This is a genomic window from Halanaerobium saccharolyticum subsp. saccharolyticum DSM 6643 (genome assembly GCF_000350165.1).
In the GTDB taxonomy this organism is placed as follows: domain Bacteria; phylum Bacillota; class Halanaerobiia; order Halanaerobiales; family Halanaerobiaceae; genus Halanaerobium; species Halanaerobium saccharolyticum.
Window position 1 is genome coordinate 629805 of record NZ_CAUI01000023.1, and the last position, 19434, is coordinate 649238.

The 19434-nt window shown below is 31.9% G+C and carries 15 protein-coding genes and 1 riboswitch; of the genes, 2 read left to right on the forward strand and 13 right to left on the reverse strand.

Annotated features, from left to right (window positions below; all coding sequences use genetic code 11):
* Nucleotides 1-25: 25 nt before the first annotated feature.
* The 8 genes from HSACCH_RS13100 to clpB form a co-directional block, all read right to left on the reverse strand.
* On the reverse strand, nt 26-937 hold the full coding sequence (locus HSACCH_RS13100; RefSeq protein WP_005490430.1) for a 5'-nucleotidase: 912 nt from the start codon (nt 935-937) through the stop codon (nt 26-28).
* 205 nt (nt 938-1142) lie between these two features.
* Nucleotides 1143-4025 carry a TrlF family AAA-like ATPase gene (locus HSACCH_RS13105; protein ID WP_005490431.1) on the reverse strand — a complete coding sequence of 961 codons (2883 nt, stop codon included), beginning with the start codon at nt 4023-4025 and terminating at the stop codon, nt 1143-1145.
* A 138-nt stretch (nt 4026-4163) separates the two neighbouring features.
* Nucleotides 4164-5258, reverse strand: coding sequence for a site-specific tyrosine recombinase/integron integrase (gene xerA, locus HSACCH_RS13110; RefSeq protein ID WP_235044023.1), 1095 nt, complete (start codon nt 5256-5258; stop codon nt 4164-4166).
* A gap of 170 nt (nt 5259-5428) precedes the next feature.
* Complete coding sequence (locus HSACCH_RS13115; protein WP_005490433.1) at nt 5429-6133, reverse strand: NAD(P)H-dependent oxidoreductase; 705 nt, start codon at nt 6131-6133, stop codon at nt 5429-5431.
* Nucleotides 6126-6722: a flavodoxin family protein gene (locus HSACCH_RS13120; RefSeq protein WP_005490434.1), complete on the reverse strand. Its 597-nt coding sequence runs from the start codon at nt 6720-6722 to the stop codon at nt 6126-6128. Before HSACCH_RS13120 ends, HSACCH_RS13115 begins: the two co-directional genes overlap by 8 nt.
* A 27-nt stretch (nt 6723-6749) precedes the next feature.
* Nucleotides 6750-7556: an aminoglycoside N(3)-acetyltransferase gene (locus HSACCH_RS13125; RefSeq protein ID WP_005490435.1), complete on the reverse strand. Its 807-nt coding sequence runs from the start codon at nt 7554-7556 to the stop codon at nt 6750-6752.
* 27 nt (nt 7557-7583) lie between these two features.
* Complete coding sequence (locus HSACCH_RS13130) at nt 7584-8378, reverse strand: GNAT family N-acetyltransferase (RefSeq protein WP_005490436.1); 795 nt, start codon at nt 8376-8378, stop codon at nt 7584-7586.
* Between the two features lie 267 nt (nt 8379-8645).
* The gene (clpB, locus tag HSACCH_RS13135; protein WP_005490437.1) at nt 8646-11228 is read right to left on the reverse strand and encodes an ATP-dependent chaperone ClpB; all 2583 of its coding nucleotides are present in this window, start codon (nt 11226-11228) and stop codon (nt 8646-8648) included.
* Nucleotides 11229-11428: 200 nt separating this feature from the next.
* Here clpB and xerA (HSACCH_RS13140) point away from each other — a divergent pair, with 200 nt between their 5' ends.
* Nucleotides 11429-12367, forward strand: coding sequence for a site-specific tyrosine recombinase/integron integrase (gene xerA, locus HSACCH_RS13140; RefSeq protein WP_005490438.1), 939 nt, complete (start codon nt 11429-11431; stop codon nt 12365-12367).
* An 89-nt stretch (nt 12368-12456) separates the two neighbouring features.
* Here the strand turns inward: xerA (HSACCH_RS13140) and HSACCH_RS13145 are convergent, their stop codons facing one another.
* The 5 genes from HSACCH_RS13145 to HSACCH_RS13165 form a co-directional block, all read right to left on the reverse strand.
* A complete protein-coding gene (locus HSACCH_RS13145) occupies nt 12457-13578 on the reverse strand; it encodes an aspartate aminotransferase family protein (protein ID WP_005490439.1) in 1122 nt (373 codons plus the stop codon).
* A 162-nt stretch (nt 13579-13740) separates the two neighbouring features.
* On the reverse strand, nt 13741-14439 hold the full coding sequence (gene dapD, locus HSACCH_RS13150; protein WP_005490440.1) for a 2,3,4,5-tetrahydropyridine-2,6-dicarboxylate N-acetyltransferase: 699 nt from the start codon (nt 14437-14439) through the stop codon (nt 13741-13743).
* Nucleotides 14440-14585: 146 nt separating this feature from the next.
* Nucleotides 14586-15233 (reverse strand): 4-hydroxy-tetrahydrodipicolinate reductase, encoded by a 648-nt coding sequence (locus HSACCH_RS13155; protein ID WP_005490441.1) that lies wholly within the window; start codon nt 15231-15233, stop codon nt 14586-14588.
* The gene (gene dapA, locus HSACCH_RS13160) at nt 15230-16108 is read right to left on the reverse strand and encodes a 4-hydroxy-tetrahydrodipicolinate synthase (protein ID WP_005490442.1); all 879 of its coding nucleotides are present in this window, start codon (nt 16106-16108) and stop codon (nt 15230-15232) included. The genes HSACCH_RS13155 and dapA overlap by 4 nt, the downstream gene beginning before the upstream one ends.
* A 1-nt stretch (nt 16109) precedes the next feature.
* On the reverse strand, nt 16110-17342 hold the full coding sequence (locus HSACCH_RS13165) for a diaminopimelate decarboxylase family protein (RefSeq protein WP_005490443.1): 1233 nt from the start codon (nt 17340-17342) through the stop codon (nt 16110-16112).
* 145 nt (nt 17343-17487) lie between these two features.
* A riboswitch (Lysine riboswitch) is annotated at nt 17488-17677 on the reverse strand.
* 294 nt (nt 17678-17971) lie between these two features.
* Here HSACCH_RS13165 and gdhA point away from each other — a divergent pair.
* A complete protein-coding gene (gene gdhA, locus HSACCH_RS13170) occupies nt 17972-19312 on the forward strand; it encodes an NADP-specific glutamate dehydrogenase (protein WP_005490444.1) in 1341 nt (446 codons plus the stop codon).
* Nucleotides 19313-19434: the final 122 nt, after the last annotated feature.

Here is a 19434-nt window from a genome sequence, read left to right on the forward strand (position 1 = left end):
CAGAAGGTATGACGCCAATCCCATGTTATGTGATGGAGCCTGGTTCTTCTTTATATGGTACTTGAGCAACTGGTACGAATTTAGCAGCAGTGTCTAAATGAACTATTTGATCATCAAAGAATATATGAGCTCCAAATGCATCTAAAACTTTTCCTTTAGGTGCACCTCCCAAAAAGAAAGCCTCATCAATTCGAATTCCCCATTCTCTCAAAGTTCTAATTACTCTTTCATGTGCTGGCATATTTCTTGAAGTTACTAAAGCAGTTCTAATTGGTGATTTTTCACCATTGAATTGTTTCTGAATAAAAGATAAAGATTTTAATAGTTTTGCAAAGGGACCTTCTGGTAAGGGTTTTTTTGCATTCTCCTTTTCATGTTCTAAAAATGCTTCTAACCCCTTTTCTTGATATATTTTCTCTGATTCATCTGAAAATAAAACAGCATCTCCATCAAATGCAATTCTAATTTGATCAAGATCATCTTCAGCATAGGTGTAATTCTCATATATTAATCCTGCAGCAAAGCCAGCATTAATTGCTTCTTGAACATCTTCTTTATCAGCTGATAAGAAAAGATCTACATCGAAGGCATTCAAATAAGGGGTTAATGATTCACCACTAGTTAGTGCAGCTCTAGAAATATCTAGATTATATTTTTCTATTGAATTAAAAATTCTTAAACTTGTATCAGCATTATTTCTTGATAAAATTATTACTTCAGACTTTCTTTTGGTAGATACAATCTCATTAATATGTAAAAAACCTTTTATAAGGTTAAAACCTGCTCCTTGTTTTAAAATATCATTTTCATGCTCAATTTGATATTTAGAATATTCTTTTAATCCCTTTTCTTCATATATCTTGTTTTCTAAAGATAAGTCAAATAAAGCTCTCGATGATATTCCAATAACAAGATATTTGTTTAAATCAAAAGGCAAAATAATCATCCTTTCTTTTAAAATAAGATTTTAAGTTACAAAGGCTCTGTCACATAACGTTACTGGGATTTGCGCTCGTGCCTGGTTCCACAGGAACTGGCATAAAGCTTGCCGTAATATTTCTTGCTGCTTAATAATTGCAAGCTTTATGACAGAAGGCATGATGCCAATCCCATGTTATAGGAAGTCAGGCTATGAATTTGAATTATTCAAAACCATATCTTTCTTCTCTTTTTTTGAAGGCATCTTTTCCTCCTTCTAATATTTCACATACATGCTGTTTAATGCCTTTTTTATATAGAACACCATTTTTTTCTTTATTTTCAAAAGTACATTCTAAAGCTCCAGTTATATATTCAAATTTATATTTTTTATTATCTCTACCTATTTCTTGTCCGTCTTGATTTGCCACAATTACTGATTCTGCATCTGTAGAAACTACTAAATTTGCATTATGAGTTACTATAATTATCTGTCTTTCAATTTTTTTGTTTTTAATAAATTCATTTAATTCTTTATATATTGTTCGATTGTCTAAATTGTCTTCTGGTTGATCAATAAGAATAGGGTGTTTTGAATTACTCAAATGCAAAAATAGTTGTAATAAAACTAATCCCCTTTTGCCAGGAGACATATGAAATATGGGATCTCCATTTTGAATCAAATCATAATTTATGTAGAAATAGTCTTCTAACAAATTTGTTAAAGCATTTCTTTTAGTTGAATTTTTCTTTAGTTTAATATTATTGTTTTCTTTATTAAGTAATTTTCTAAATAGATCGTTTATATTTTTTAAATGATTATTTTTATCATAATTATAAATATAATTTTCATAAAACTCATAATCATTCAAGTTAGTTAATTTTTTATTAATCTCGTCAGTAAAATGATTATCAAATTCATCTTTCTTAAATTTTAATGAAGCTTGTAATTCTATATTTTCAAACACATAATTTTCTTCTTCTAAATAATTTATAATTTCTTTATATGACTCATATCTTTCTTGATATAAAGAAATAATTACCTCTTTTATTTTTTCTTCTTTATCTAAATTTTTATTTATTTTCTTTTCTTCTTTTATAATATTACTTAACTCATTTTTCCTTTCATTTAAATTTTTTTGTAATTTTTCTAATTGATTCTGATTTTTAAATTTAGCTAAATACGGTTTTAAATCCTTTTTTAATTCTTCATTCTTTGATTTTAATGTTTTAAGTTCATTTTCGTATTCTAATATTGGCTTGAAACTTTTTTCAGTTATTTTTTCAACATTATTTTTGAAAGCATTATAAAGCTCATTATATATTTTTTTTAAAATATTTTCATTATCCTCAAAATTAATTAATAATTCTTGATAACTATTTTCTATTTTTTCTATAAAATTATTCATTGCAATATTTGTATCAGATTTAAATTTTGTTAAATTATTTATTATTTTTTCTAAATTATTAATTTCTTTTTCAACTTTTTCCTGTTCATCTTTTATTTGATTGTATTTTTTATTCTCTTCTTCAGAAAAGTTCGAACTTTCTCTTAAAATTTCAATTTCTGAGTTTATATTTTTAATCTCTGCTTCTATTGCTTCTTTGTCTCCCAATTTTTTAAAATTTTTATACTGCTCTTCAATTTCTTCTCTAAGCTCAAAAAGATTAACAATCGAAAGATTAATATCTTTATTTAATTCTTTTATTTCCTCTTGTTTATTATTATATTCGTTTTTAAAATCATCATCTTGTTTCAAAATATCTAAAACTAAACTATTTAAATCATCATCACCATCTTCTTCAGCTAAATTATTTATATACATTTGTGGAAGATAAGTTATTGACCGTATATTTTCTTTTTCATTTGATAATTTATCTATTCTTCCATCTTTCCATTTTACTTCAAAATCAAATTCAGATTCATCTTCAAAATCATAACCTTTTATTTCAGTTGTATTAATTTTTTTAATAACTTGTACTGAATCAATAGTTTTAGCAATATGATATAATAACAATGACTTTCCAGAAGATTTACCTCCAATAATTACATTAAGATTTGAGTTTAATTCTATCCAATCATCTGGAAAACGATTATCACAAGAATCATCTAAAAATTTAACTTTATCTACTACTTGATAATTAGATTTGTTTTTAGGTTTGATTTGTGAAATTTTTACTCTAGTTTCAGGTTCAAATATTATCTGCTTTAATCCTTCAAAACTAGGATTAGCCTTAATCCAAGTTATTTTGTCACTCGGAAATTGACCATATTTTGAAAACTTATGTGCATCTGTTCCACAACAAGCTGGTTTGGGTTTATTTCCTAAAGTTTTTTGGAAATTATCTATAAAATCTTTGTTATTATCGTTTTTGTTTCCTAGAAAAAGATCAACATTAGATTCTTTTCGAGTTTCAAAAATATGTGTGGATTGCATAAAATAGTTATCAGCAGAGGGATGATTTGCCCAATCTAATTTTTCTAACCCATCTGAAGTGTCATAAGGCATCATAATGAAACCCATATTAGATGGTATTGTATTAAAAGCTTTTTTTAATGATTGACGAGTAATTTCAATTGTTTTACAACCAAGCTCAAACAATTCATCATTGTTTAATTTATCTGGTGAAGCATAACCATGATGTTCAGCTTTACTATCATCAAGTGTTTTAGCAAAGTTAATAATAGCTTCTTTAGATAAAGGTCTATTAATTGAACTTATATGAAGTTGTGATTTAAAATCTAATAACTCTTGTTTTGTTAGGCTATCAGAAAGAATAACTTGAACATTTAATCTATAATCAACTGGCGCTTCAATTCGTAACTCCATTCCTGGAAAAACTGTTTTTTTAAGTTTTAAATTATTATCATCAATATATTTATTAAACATTAAATAACCATTAAATGTCCAATAATCTACAAAAGTAAAAACTGATACTTCACAATTATTAATAGTTTTAAGCATTTTTTCTAGCAATTCATTTTTTTCATCATCGTTACAATTTGAAAATTTCATTCCATTCCAATGAAAAGAAGCAGGAGTATGGACATGTAAATCCCATTTTCTCCATTCAGAACCCTTTGGATATTGGATAAAATCTTTCATTAAAATCCTCCCTATATTAATATTTTAAAAATTTTAGCCTGATTTCCTATAACTTACATATTTGTGAATTTAATTTCTTTAAAAGCCAAAAAAAATAAATCTTCGTGTCTTGTATTTCATTAAGATCAATATATATCTCTATAATTTATCAAAAGGATTAATAATTCTGGTTAAGCTTTTATTGCTAACATGAGTATATATTTCAGTTGTTGTGGAACTCTTGTGGCCTAATAAATTTTGTATATATCTTAAATCGACTCCCTGCTCCAATAAATGAGTAGCAAAAGAATGTCTTAAAGAATGAATTCCAACCTTTTTATTTATTCCAGCTTTATGGCAGGCTTTTTTAAAAACTTTCTGTGCACTTCTTTTAGATAAATGCCTATCCTTATTCTGGCCTGGGAAAAGCCACTGTTTATCGTATTTTTGCACCTGAAAGGCTTTTAAATATAGTTTAAGCTTAGTTAAAGCACTTTGAGATAATAATGTATACCTATCCTTGTCCCCCTTGCTGTTGCGTATATAAATCAACATTCTTTCTGAATCAATATCAGATATTTTAAGTTTCACAACTTCGCTAACTCTTAAGCCTGCAGAATAAGTTATAATTAAAATTAATTGATGTTTTAAATTATAAACTGAGTTAATAATATCTTTAACTTCTCTTTTATTTAAAACTTTAGGCAGCTTTTTCTTCTTTTTTGGACGAAATAATTTTCTATTAACGTTCTCCAAGCCTAAAATTAAATTATTAAACGTCTTAAAGGCACTAATAAATTGATTTGCAAATGAATGAGTATTCTCTTTTTCATCTATCAGATACAAAATATAATCATTCAAATCGTTCATTGTTATAGAAAACAGATCTTTTTTAAGATAACTAATAAAATTTTTATTATGGTTAATATATACTTTAATTGTACTCTGAGAATAACCTTTTAGCTTTAGCTTTTTTTCAAATTGAGGTAGATAATAATAATTTAAATAATCAGTAATTGCATCTGCTGCGGCAAAATTTTTAATTTCACTTTCAAAAATCAAATATTCATCTTTAAACATTTCGATAAAAAGGGCCAGCTTAGCTTTGTCATTATTAAAGGTCCAATATTTTTGAGCAGGATTCCAACGGCTGCCGGGTATTAATCTGATTTTATTAATAATTTCCTGATTATAATTGAATTTAACACAAATTAAATCATTATTATTTAATTTCAAGCTCATTTTCAACCTCATTTAATAAGATCTCCTATTCTCTTAATAGTTTCCGTATTCTTATATTTCTATAAATGATTAATTTTTCCTTTAAAATTCCAAAAATAACTATTCAATAAAATATTAGTTAAATTTAAGTAGCCAATAAAAAGTTGTCAAATTAACCATTGCGGGTGAATTTGATTCTTTAACTAATCATCTTTAAGATAAGGGCGATCATTCATTTTTAGATAAACGCCATTTTTTAAGGCTTGAAACTTCCAGGAAAAATCACCAATCAAAGTATAGAGCCATTTCTGAGAAACCATTGGATTAGAAGTTTTTTCAATGACATAAGTTGATAATTTTTTGTTTTTTAAAATATCTTCAGCTGCCTGGTCGAGTCCTTGAATTATGTCATTTACCATTCCACCCATTTCAGATAAAGATTTACCACTTACTGCTCCTCCCATTCCAACAGCAATTCCTCCTAAATATTTAAAGTCTGCTTCTTTAGCAAACTCTTCGTAAACTCTAAGGGCGATTTTATTTTGTTCAGCTTCTGGAAAACCGCAATTAACTATCACTGTTAAGCTTTTAGCATTTTTAGACCCACTTAAATCATTATTAATTTTATCCTTATTTTTAACTATTAAATTTAGTGCTTTAATTACTTTTGCTGGAAGAGTATCAACATAGAGAGGCGCTGCTAAAATAATATAGTCGGATTCCTGTAGCTTTTCAAAAAATTTGATTGTTTTCACTTCGGAGCTTATTTCAGAATGAATGTGAACTGTTTCTACTTCAATTTCATATTCTTCAATTTTTTTTAATAAATATCCCCCGAGACTGGCTGATGAACTATTTTTATTCTTAGGACTTCCTATTAATAAAATTGCTTTTTTGATACTATTCATGCTGCTCACCTACTTTTTTAGAGATCATGCTGACACATTTTTTAAGTTCTGTCCCATCAAAATCATCGGTTAAATTAAAAACTTCAGTTTTGAAATGCGGTGAATAAAAATTGATACTGTTTCTAAGCGCAAGTTTTTTGAAAATATCACTTTGTGTTTTGATTTTTTCTTCATTTATCTCTTTTCCGATACCAATGACTAAAAGTGAGGGATATTTAGAATAACGTTTTTTATGGTGGATTTCTCCTTTAACTTTTTTAAAATAAGGAGAGATTAGAGGAATCATCCGGTCCAGAGCTTTTTTAAGCTGAAAAGAATAGCTACCAAATATAATTGGGCTCAGAAAAATTAGAAGATCTGAATTAATTACTTTAGCTGCAGCCTCTCTGCCGTAATCATCAATTATACAGGTACCTGGGGTTTTAACCCAGCACTTAAAACAGCCAAGGCAGTCAGCAATTTCTTTTTCTTTTAACAATATTTCTTCGACTTGAGTATTATTGTTTTTTAATTCTTCTTTTATAATTTTTGAAATTTGATTTAAAGAAAGACCATCCAACTCTTCTCCATTTAAAATTAATGCTCTCATTTTTTTCTCCTTTTAAAAGCCATCAAACTACTGTTTTCTTTTTTCTAACCAACTTACTGCAAAGTCAACCATTTCTTTTTGATCAAATAACTTTGCTTCTGTCAGACCAGTTCGGGCAGTACTGTATTGGTATTTTGATTCATACTCGCTGCCAATTGCTGAAAAGAGATCATCATTAAATTCAATATCCTGATATTTTGCCCATATCTTTTTTCCATTTTTAATTATTGGGGAACCAAAGATTTTTATTCTAAGATCGTGGTCAGCCCGATATTCTGCAAGATGAAGAGATGTGTTACTGTCATGACCGACTCCGATTAATAGTGCTTTCCCTTTTCTTTCATAAATTTTGGCTAAAGGCGAGTTGTCTCCTAGAGCGTAATCTAACTTATGATCAGCGGTAATAGCTTTAGCTTCTTTGCCCCAGGCAGAAAATGAAAGGCAGGGATGATCACTTCTGATAACATCAGGAAATTTGCGAAAAATTTCCGGAGTAACCCCTAAACCTCGAGTCGGGGTTATTTCTGGTCTGTAAGCAGGCATTTCTTCTCTGATTATTTGATACCATGATTCTGGCACAGGGGGATTTTCCCAATATTTAGGTTCTGAATAATCTCCACTGTGGGCTGGCATAATTAATGTACCTTCCTTTGTTATAACTTCCTGCAGAGCTTCAATTAAAGCAACCGCTCCTCCACAGACCCAGCCTAGTTTGCTGAGTGCAGAGTGAACAATTACTACCTCTCCTTCTAGATTTAGCTGTTTTAAGTCCTTAATTAATGATTTTTTTGTAATTGGTTCTTTAGATTGTTTTATCAATTTTTCTTCTTTCACTTTTCTTTCCTCCTATTATCTAATTATTTATTTCTTAATTTTAATCCAGCTGATTACTCTATCAAATTCAAATCCAAGTGAATAAAATAACTTTTTTGCCTTTAAATTATTTTGTTCAACATTTAAAAATACATCATTATTGTTTTTTCTTTTATCTTCGATCAATTTTTTTATAATCAGCCGAGCAAAGCCCCTTTTTCTGAAAGCCTTTCTGACATGAATAAAACCAACTGCGCCATCATCATGAGTTAAGCCCCAGGCTGCAAGTTCTCCCTTAATGAAAATTCCAGCAGAGCAATCTGCATCAATTCTTTCTCTGATATATGGCTTAGAGGTGAATTTCTGATAGTGAGAGTGATCAAATATAAAATCGGCATCATCTGCTTTTAGTTTTCTAATTTTAATTTCTTCTATATTTTCTGTATCTTTTTCTTTGATTTCTGTTTTTTTGTTTTCTGTATCTTTTTTGGCTGATGAAATTAATTCAACTTTCTTAGCTAGCTTAAGCTTTTCAGGCAGAATTAATCTTTCAGTTTTTAATTCCCATTCGATTTTTCTATTTTGACTAATAGCTGGGATCATCCAACTTTCTATAGAAGCAAAGTAAGCTGTTCTATTCTCAAATTTTTTTAAAAGCTCAATTAATTCATTTCTGCTATTACTGCTAATATAGCACCACAGCTGATCTGTTCTAACAGTAATTAAAAGTGAATCTCCAAATTCAAGATTGCTTTCAAGCCCGTAGTTCTCTATTATACCTATCATACTTATGTTTTTAGCTCTATTTTTATTTAACTGATTTATAATTTTATTTTTAAGCATTTTAATCTTCCTAACTTTTGCTAATTATCTATGTTCTTATCCGGCTATTTTTACTTTAATTTTAATAACCAGGTCTATATTTGTCAATCTATTTATAAAAGTAATTAAGATATTAAGATATTATGTATAATTATTATATTTCAAGATAATTAATATATTTCCTTCATAACTAGAAAAAGCAGGCCAGAAAATTCAGCGGCCTGCATTCAAAAATATCTTTTTAGAGTTTTATTTCAAAGCATTATTATTTAATACATTTTCTAAATATTATTTATTGAATTTAAACTCTCCTTTTTCAAAGTCTACCTTAATTTGATCACCTTCTGTAATTTTTTCCTCTAAGATCAGCATTGCCAGTTCATCTTTGATCTGATTTTGAATAATTCTTCTTAAAGGACGGGCTCCATATGCTGGATCAAAGCCGAGTTCTAAGAGCTCTTCTTTGGCAGCTTTGCTTAAGTCAATTTCTATATCCTGTTCAGATAAGTTATCCTGCAGATAAGAAATCTGAATATCAATAATTTTAAAGATATCTGCTTTAGTTAAGGAATGGAAGATTATTTTTTCATCAATTCTATTTAAAAACTCAGGTCTAAACTGTCCCTTGAGAGCTTCGTCAATTTCTTCCTTAATTTTTGTTTCATCATCTAAATCCTGAATGTACTGAGAGCCAACATTAGAAGTCATGATAATTACTGTATTTCTAAAGTCAACTTCTTTACCCTGACTGTCAGTTAAAACACCGTCATCAAGAATCTGCAGCAGAATGTTAAAGACATCCGGATGAGCTTTTTCGATCTCATCAAAGAGGATTACAGAATAGGGATTGCGCCTTACTTTTTCAGTCAGCTGTCCACCTTCTTCAAAGCCTACATAGCCGGGTGGTGAACCAATTAGCTTAGAAACTGCATGTCTTTCCATATATTCAGACATATCGATTCTGGTCAGTGCTTTTTCGTCATCAAAAAGATACTCAGCTAGAGTTTTAGCAAGCTCAGTTTTACCAACTCCGGTTGGTCCCATAAACATAAAGGAAGCCAGTGGTTGATCTGCATCCTGCAGACCTGTGCGCGAGCGGCGAATTGCATTACTTACTGCTTTAACTGCATCGTGCTGACCAACAACCCGTTTTTCTAATTCGTCTTCTAAATGAATCAGCTTTTCTTTTTCTTCCTCCATCAGCTTCTGCAGAGGAATATCTGTCCAGAGAGAAACAATTTCTGCAATATCTTCTTCAGTTACTTCTTCTTTCACCAGATGAGTGGCATCCTGCTGAGATTCCTCAACTTTCTGACTGGTTTCGGCCAGTTCCTTGCGCAGTTCATTTAGCTTTCCATAACGTAATCTGGCAGCTTCTTCATAATTTGCTTCTCTTTCTGCAGCTTCGGCGCGATATTCAATTTGTTCTATTTGTTCTTTCAGTTCCTGCATTTTAGCAAGTTGATCTTTTTCATTTTTCCATTTTAAACGCAGTGGATCACGTCTGTCCTTTAATTCCTGCAGTTTTTCTTCAATTTCTTTTAGCCTCTCCTGCGCCTCTTCGGTATCTTCATTTTTTAAGGCCTCTTTTTCAGTTTCCAGCCTTCTTACCTTACGGTCTAGTTCATCAATCTCGATTGGCATCGAATCAATTTCAATTCTAATTTTAGAAGCTGCTTCATCAATTAAATCAATTGCTTTATCAGGCAGAAATCTTTCTGTTAAGTAGCGGTCAGAAAGTTTTGCTGCTGCTACAATTGCATTATCTGTAATTTTAATTCCGTGATGAATTTCATATTTTTCTTTTAGACCTCTCAAAATTGAAACTGTATCTTCAATATCTGGTTCAGATACCTGAACTGGCTGGAATCTTCTCTCTAAAGCTGCATCTTTTTCTATATGCTTTTTGTATTCAGCCAGAGTTGTTGCGCCTACACAGTGTAGTTCACCGCGGGCTAGGGCTGGTTTCAAAAGATTTGCTGCATCCATTGAGCCTTCTGTTGCGCCAGCTCCAACTAAGGTATGCATTTCATCAATGAAAAGAATAATCTGTCCTTCAGCTTTTTTGATTTCTTTTAAAACTGATTTTAATCTTTCTTCAAACTCACCGCGAAATTTAGTGCCGGCAACTAAAGAACCCATATCCAGTGAAATAACCTTCTTGTTTTTCAAACCTTCTGGAACATCACCATTAATTATTCTCTGAGCCAGTCCTTCTACAATTGCAGTTTTACCTACACCGGGTTCCCCAATTAAAACTGGATTATTTTTGCGGCGTCGTGACAGAACCTGCATCACTCGTCTGATTAAATTATCACGACCGATAACTGGATCCAGCTTACCGTTTTTGGCCAGCTCAGTGATATCAATTGTATATTTTTCTAAAACATTAAAACCTTCTTCTCCCTGCTGAGAATCAATTTTACTGCCTCCGCGGACTTCCTGGATAATTTGTTTGAGATCATTATAGTTTAAATTTTTCTGATAGAGCATCTTACCTAAGTCAGTTTTTCTGTTTTTTAAAATAGCAAGTAAAAAATGCTCGGTGGAAACATATTGATCACCAAGCCCTTCTGCCTGTTTTTCTGCCTCTCGCATAATCTCATTTAACTGATGTGACATATAGGCCTGGCCACCCTGCTCCGAATAAACCTGAGGTAGCTTCTGCAGCAGATCTTCGTTTTCAGCCTTAAGTTCGGCTATATTTGCTTCAGCTTTCTGCAGCAGTGGAATTACTATTCCGTCATCCTGATTCAATAATGCTTTAAATAAGTGGGAAGGAAATATTTCCTGATGCTGATAGTCTTTAGCTAAATTCTGTGCTTCAACCAGACTCTGCTGTGCTTTGCGTGTAAACTTTTCCATATCCATTGTTATTCCTCCTTTAGTCCAAAATATTCGATTTTATATATTTTATAATTTAGATTCTATAATAATTATAATACAAAGGTCAGAGAAGGTCAATAGCTAAAATAGAGGATTTTAAGGTTTTTAATTGAATAAAATAAAATAGAGTCTATTTCACTTGTTGGTACCTGGTTAAAAAGAAATGATTCACTAACTCAAAGGATGTGATTAAAATTTCTCAATTAGATTTTTTACAAGCTTTAAATAAATTCAAAAAATATCTTGGTGTGGAAAAAGGATATTCGGAACTGACAATTAAGGAATATAACAGTGATCTGCATCAATTACATAAATATCTGCGGGAAGAACTTGATTTTGAGGAAGGTTTTAAAGCTGATGACGTTGACCGACTTGATATTGCAGAGTTTTTAGCTGATGCAGTTATTATTAATGATAACAAGGCTGTTACCAGAAATCGCAAGCTTTTTGCTGTCCGTTCTTTTTATAAATATTTGCTCCATTATGGAATAGTTGCTAAAAATCCTGCTGAAGCTATAGAAAGTAGTAAAACTGATAACAGGCTGGAGCCAATTTATTTAAAATTAAAGGAAGCACAGCAATTTATTCAGGCCATTGATGAGCATGGTGGAATCAACCGTCTGCGTGATCTGGCAATAGTTAAATTATTTTTATATGCCGGCCTCCGTATCTCGGAACTGGTTAATTTAGATTTTGATAATATTGATTTCGAAGATGGTTCAATCAAATTTTATGGTAAGGGTAAAAAGGAGCGTTATGTACCGCTGCATAATGATGTGGTGTTAGCAATCAGACGTTATATGCGGGAAAGAAATTCTATTAAAATTAAAGATAGTGATGCCCGACAGGCAGTTTTTATTTCCCGTCACGGCCGCAGAATCAATCCAAGAACTATTCAGCTATTTGTTAAAAAATATGCAAAAAAAGCAGGTTTAAAAAGAGCTGATAAAATAACGCCGCATAAGCTGCGCCATACTTTTGCTTCAACTCTTTATCGCCAGACTAAAGATATTAAAGTACTGCAGGACCTTTTGGGTCATGCCAATCTTTCTACAACTCAGATATATACTCATGTAGATACAGAAGAAAAGAAAAATGCTATTGATGAAATGCCAGATTTTTAATCAATAATCAAATTAAATACAGAAAGAGGACATCACAGCTTCTTAGAAGCCAGATGTCCTCTCTTAATTTAGAAGTTATTAAATAAATTTTAGTTTAATATTATTTTTAATTTTTCTATCAGCTCATCAATCTCTTCTTTAGTAATATTAAGGGCAGGTAAAAAGCGAATTACTTTACCTTTAACAATATTAAGTAATATTCCTTCTTGCTGAGCCTTATCTCTTAAATTAGGGATTTCTTCTTTTAATTCTATACCCAGCATTAAACCAATTCCTCTAACTTCTTTAATCTTTTTGGATTTAAGTTCTTTTAATTTATTTAAAAAATATTCTCCTCTTTCTGCGATTGAAGCTTCCATATCTTTTAGTTCTTCTAAAACAACTTTAGCCCCCCTTAAAGCAAGAGGATTTGGAGCAAATGTTGAGCCGTGATCACCTGGCTCTAAAACATTTTTCATCTCACCGGCCATTATTACAGCACCTAAAGGTAAACCGCCACCAAGTGCTTTAGCAACAGTAATCAAGTCAGGTTTTAGATCAAAATGCTCAAAAGAATATCGCTTAGCAGTTCTATATAAACCGGCCTGTACTTCATCACAGGCTAAAATCCAGCCATTGGCTGCAATCTGATTTTTAAGTTCAGCTATAAATTCTGCTGATGCCGGCTGAACCCCACCTGAACCCAGCAGACCTTCGAAGAAAACAGCTTTAATCTCAGGATTAGCGGCTGCAGTCTCCTTTAAACTCTCAATATCATTAAATTCTGCCTCAACTGTACCGGGAAGCAGCGGCTTAAACTGATCTCTAATCCCTGGAAAACCATTAACTGATAAAGCTCCTAAAGTTCTGCCGTGAAAAGAATTACTGAAAAATAGGATCTTTGCATCTCCAATTTTCTTTTTGATAATTTTTAGGGCCAGCTCTGTAGACTCAGTCCCTGAATTAACAAAAAATGCTTTTTCTCCCTTGGAAGTAATCAATTCTGCCACTTTTTCTGTATCCTCATCTAAAAAATAGTTAGAGGTATGAGCATAACGCTCCAATTTTGAAGAGATTGCTTTAACTACTTCAGGATGACTGTGGCCCAGGGCCAGCACTCCAATCCCAGCAAAAGTATCAAAATATTTATTTCCCTCAGTGTCATAGATATAAACGCCTTCTGCCTTCTCGATTGTAAATTCAAAATTATTATAAAGTTTTAAATAACGCATTTAATACACCCTCTGTAAAATTATTTGGGAATTAACTAAAATCTGCCTACCTATTTTAAAAGCTGACTAGATAAAAACCAGCCAGCTTAAAAATAATATTTTTAATTATAAGCTCTAATTTTATTTCTGCTTAGACTAACTATATTTTCAAAAAATAAATATTTAAAGTTGGCGTAAACTTGCCATTACTTCAGTTTTCTGCTTTGTCTGATCATCTACATCTTTAATCTTTTTAGCAGGAGCACCAGCATAAACTTCACCAGCTGGAACATCATCAATTACAATTGATCCGGCTGCAACAACTGCACCTTCACCAATCTTAACTCCTTCTAAAACAACAGCATTAGCTCCAATCAATACATTATCTTCTACAATAACTGGATCAGCACTAGGTGGTTCTATAACGCCAGCTAAAACAGTTCCAGCACCAATATGACAGTTATCACCAACTGTAGCTCTACCTCCGAGTACTGTATTCATATCAATCATTGTATTTTTACCAATTTTAGCGCCAATATTAATAACGGCACCCATCATTAGTACACAGCCATCTCCAATTTCAACCTGATCTCTAATATGTACTCCAGGCTCAATGCGGCAATTGTACTGGCTGTAGTCAGCTAAAGGTATTGCGGAATTTAATCTATCCATTTCAATTCTGGACTGAGTCAATTTATCTCCCAGCTCTTTTTTAAGTGCTTCTGCATCTTTCAGCTCACAGAAAACAACACCAGAACTATCATCTCCATAATATTCGTAAGTACTTACTGCCTCTTTTAATCCCTCACCTTTTATATAAAACTTAACAGGTGACTTTTTGGTTGAATTCGAAATATAGTCTATTAAATCGTAAGAATCCATATTTTTGCCTCCAATTATATATTTTATAAACATTTTCATGTTAATTTAAGTTTTATCACTTAGAATAAAGATTTAAATTTACAATAAAAGTATTCGTCAAAAATAAGAATTAAAATAAAATGAGATTGGGAGTTTAATTTTAATTCTTAGTTTAATATATCTTTAAAAGTATAAAAACCTGCATCTAAATCTAAAGCTGCCTCAGCACTTATTAAAACACCGCGGGTAAAAGCTTCCCTAGAATAAGCTCTGTGCTTTAAGGTGAGTACTTCTCCAGTGCTGGCAAAATCAACTTCGTGTTCACCAAATTCGGAACCCAGTCTTTTAGAATGCATTTCTAACTCATCTCGATCAATTAAATCTCCGAGCATTATCGCAGTTCCGGAAGGTTTATCTTTTTTAAAGCGGTGGTGAGTTTCAGAAATTTCAATATCCCAGTCCTGATCTACATACTGATTAACCTTATTTATTAGTTCAGATAAAATATTAATTCCAATCGAGAAATTAAAACTCTGAATAACCGGTACCTCTTCTGCCAGTCTTTTTAATTCAGCGAAATCGTCTTGATCTAAGCCTGTAGTTCCAATTACTAAAGCTACCTGCTTTTGCTCAATTACTTTTACAGTCTCTGCAAAGGCTTCTTTTAAAGAAAAATCAATTATTACTTCTGGTTTTTCTAATTCTTTTTCACCAGCCTCATCTTTTTGATAGACCAATTGATGGCCGGCTTCAGAAAATAATTCTTCTATTGCCTGGCCCATGCGGCCGGAATAACCTATAATTCCATATTTCATACAATATCAAGCTCCTTCATTTCACTTAAAAGTAATTCTTGATCTGCTTGACTTAAGTTAACTAAAGGACGACGTAAATTATTATTAGCAAATCCAATCTGCTGCATAGCAAATTTAATTGGAATCGGATTAACATCAATAAAGATTAAGCGCATTAGATTAAGATACTTATAATGTAAGTCTCTAGCAGCCTGATAATCTTCAGCTAGAATATCAGAAGTAATTTTTTTCATTACGCCCGGCATTAAATTAGAGAATACAGAAATAACTCCCTGACCTCCAGACATCATTAATGGTAAAGCCTGGTCATCATTACCTGATAAAACAGTTTTATCACTGCCTGCAATTTCAATTACATTTAGAATCTGGCTCATATCTCCACTTGCTTCTTTGATAGCAACAATATTATCTTCCATCTCTGACATTTTTTTGAAAGTTTCTGGCTCAATATTAACTCCGGTTCTGGAAGGAACATTATAAGCAATTATTGGCAGTTCTGTTTCTTTAGCAATATGTGTATAGTGATCGATTAAACCTGCCTGACTAGTTTTATTATAATATGGAGTTACAATTAGAAGTCCATCCGCTCCATTTTTTTCAGCCAGTTTATTCATTTCAATAACTTTAATAGTATCATTAGTTCCAGTACCTACAATTACCGGTACATCTCCATCAGCCTTTGCAACAGCCATTTTTGTCAGTTCTTCTCTTTCTTCTAAATGAACAGTTGGAGATTCTCCAGTAGTACCCAGCACAACTAATGCATCAATGTCATTTTCTAATTGATAATCTAAAAGTTTTTCAAATAATTCATAATCAACCTCTCCATTTTCCTTAAAAGGAGTGATCAAAGCAGTACCTACACCCTTAAACATATTAATAGCCCCCTATAATAGTATTCGTATAATCTTTAAAATTCTCATCTCTTCTAATCTGTTTGACTTCTCCATCAATTGTATATAAAAATTCTCCATTTTTAAGCATTCCATTGTAATTAAAGCCCATTGCATGTCCGTGAGCTCCTGTATCGTGAATCACAATTAAATCACCCAATTTACTCTTAGGTAGTCTGCGGTCAATCGCAAATTTATCATTATTTTCACAGAGTGAACCAACTACATCATAATTTTCAAATTCTTTTTCTGCCCGAGCTTCTGCATCAATATTTGTTAAGTGGTGATAACTTCTATACATTGCAGGTCTCATTAAATCTGACATTGAAGCATCTACCCCAAGGTATTTTTTATATGTTTCTTTTTCTTTAATTACCTCGGTTACTAAATAGCCTGATTCTCCTGTTATATAACGACCTGACTCCATAAAAATCTTTGGTTGAAGCCCATTCGCTTTTAGAACCTTATCATATGAACCTTTTACTTCTGCAGCTATTGCTTTCACATCAACAACTTGGTCCTCTTGATAGGGAATACCAATTCCACCACCAATATTAATGAAATCAATTTCTACTTTAAATTCTGAAATTATTTCTCTGGCAAATTCAAAGATCATCTCGGTATATTCTCCAAAAATATCTGAGCTATTTTCATTGGAAACAACCATCGTATGCAGTCCAATTGAATTTATACCCTGCTCTTTTAAAAAGGCTACCGCATCTTTAATCTGTTCAGCAGTTGAGCCAAATTTTGACTCTTTGGAATCACCCATTATTTCATTTTCAATTGAGCCAGGATTTAATCTAAAACAGATATTTTCAGGAATAATATCATTTTCAAAAAGCTCATAAATATCTGCGGCCCAATCAATATTGATGATACAACCTCTGTCTACAGCGTATTGATAGGCATCAACTGTTGTCAGATTAGAAGTAAACATTATATCTTCACCACTAAAACCAACTTCTTCTGCCAGCTGTATTTCTGTAACAGTTGCTGCATCAACTCCACAACTATTTTCTTTCATTATTTTTAGAATATGTGGATTAGGATTAGCCTTAATTGCAAAGTATTCTTTAAAATCCACCCAGTTAAAAGAAGAAATTAAATTGTTTAAACGATCCACAATTATTCTTTCATCATAAATATGGAAGGGTGTTCCATATTTTTTTACTGTTTCCCTTATTTTGTTCTCTGCTATAGTTATTTTTTTCATAAATCTACTCCAATTTTTAATTTTTTTATTCCTTAAAATTATTTTATCATAACTAGACTCTAAAAGAAAAATATATACTTATATAACAAAAACTCAGCGAAATCGCTGAGTTAAATACTTAATCAGAGAAATCACCTCTTCCATCTTTTGAGATAGCTCAACATCAGCAGCCTGGATAAAACTACTAATGACAGTTCTGCATATTTTTTATACAGACCCAGCAGACAGCCATTAAACCCTGACTGAAAACTTCGGCGAATCAGCTTTTTTTAAACAACAGCGGTTTAAGCTAAAGTTGAAAAATACTAATCTAAATTCGCGCCTCTACCCCATCTAATTGATGAGGCATTTTCCTATTAAATTTATTATAATTTACTTTGTTTAAGTATATATAATAGAAGGAAACTTGTCAAGAATTATGGCAATTTTTGTGTTTATTTTGTCTGAATTATAAAAATTATTTTAGCTTAAAAATCACTATAAAGACGTCACTTTTTTTAGAAATATTCTGCGAAGTATCCTTGTATACATTCGATAATCGGTATTTTTAATTGATTTTAAGTGAAATATATATTAAGATTAATTTGTGATAGTTTAATGATATAAAATTTTTTTGAGGAGTGAGAAGTTTGAACAAGTATATTAATGATGTTATGGAAAAAGTAGTGGCAAGAAATCCAGGTGAGGCAGAATTTCATCAGGCGGTGGAAGAAGTTTTAGAATCACTGGCTCCAGTTTTTGATAAACATCCTGAATACGAGGCAAATGGTATTTTAGAAAGAATTGTTGAGCCGGAAAGACAGATTATTTTCCGTGTTCCCTGGGTTGATGATCAGGGTCAAACACATGTTAATCGCGGCTTTAGAATCGAATTCAACTCTGCTCTTGGTCCCTATAAAGGTGGCCTCAGATTTCACCCTTCAGTGTATACAGGTATAGTTAAGTTTTTAGGTTTTGAACAGGTCTTTAAAAATGCTTTAACCGGACGTCCAATTGGTGGCGGTAAAGGTGGAAGTGATTTTGACCCTAAGGGTAAATCTGATCAGGAAGTTATGCGTTTTTGTCAGAGCTTTATGACAGAGCTGGCCCGTCATATTGGAGATAAAACTGATGTTCCTGCTGGTGATATTGGTGTTGGTGGTAGAGAAATCGGTTATCTTTTTGGTCAGTATAAAAGAATTAAAAATAGATATGAAGCTGGGGTTTTAACTGGTAAAGGTCTTGACTGGGGTGGAAGTCTGGTACGTACTGAAGCTACAGGTTATGGTCTGGTTTACATATTAGAAGAAATGCTTAAAGATCACAAAATTTCTTTAAATGATAAAAAAGTTATTATCTCTGGTTCCGGTAATGTTGCAATTTATGCTAACGAAAAAGTAACTCAGCTGGGTGCTAAAGTTATAGCAATGAGTGACTCTTCCGGTTATTTATATGATGAAAATGGTATTGACCTTGAGTTAATTAAAGAGATTAAGGAAGTTAATCGCGGTCGGATCAAAGAATACTTAGCAGAATATCCAGATGCAGAATACTGTGATAACTGTACTGATATCTGGTCAATAGAATGTGATATTGCTCTTCCCTGTGCAACTCAAAACGAAATGGATGCAGCTGGCGTGCAGACTTTAATCGATAATGGGGTTATTGCAATTGGTGAAGGTGCAAATATGCCTTTAACTCCAGAAGCTGTTAAACTTGTTAAAGAAAATGATCTCTTCTATATTCCTGGTAAAGCTGCAAATGCTGGTGGAGTTGCAACTTCTGCTATCGAAATGACTCAAAATGCTATGTTTGATGAGTGGACTTTTGATAAGGTTGATCAGGAACTGCAGAAAATTATGGTTAATATCTATAAGGATGCAAGTGCAGTAGCAGCTGAATACGGTATGGAAGGTGACCTGGTTGCAGGTGCCAATATTGCCGGTTTCCTAAAAGTTGCCAATGCCATGTTAGATCAGGGTGTAGTCTAAACACTTTAAATTCTAAAAGTAAATAAAATCCTATACTTAAATCATCCCCTTCTGGTAGACAGATTACCCAAAATCTGTTTTATCAGAAGGGTTTTTTTATGTAAAATTTTACTATAATTATT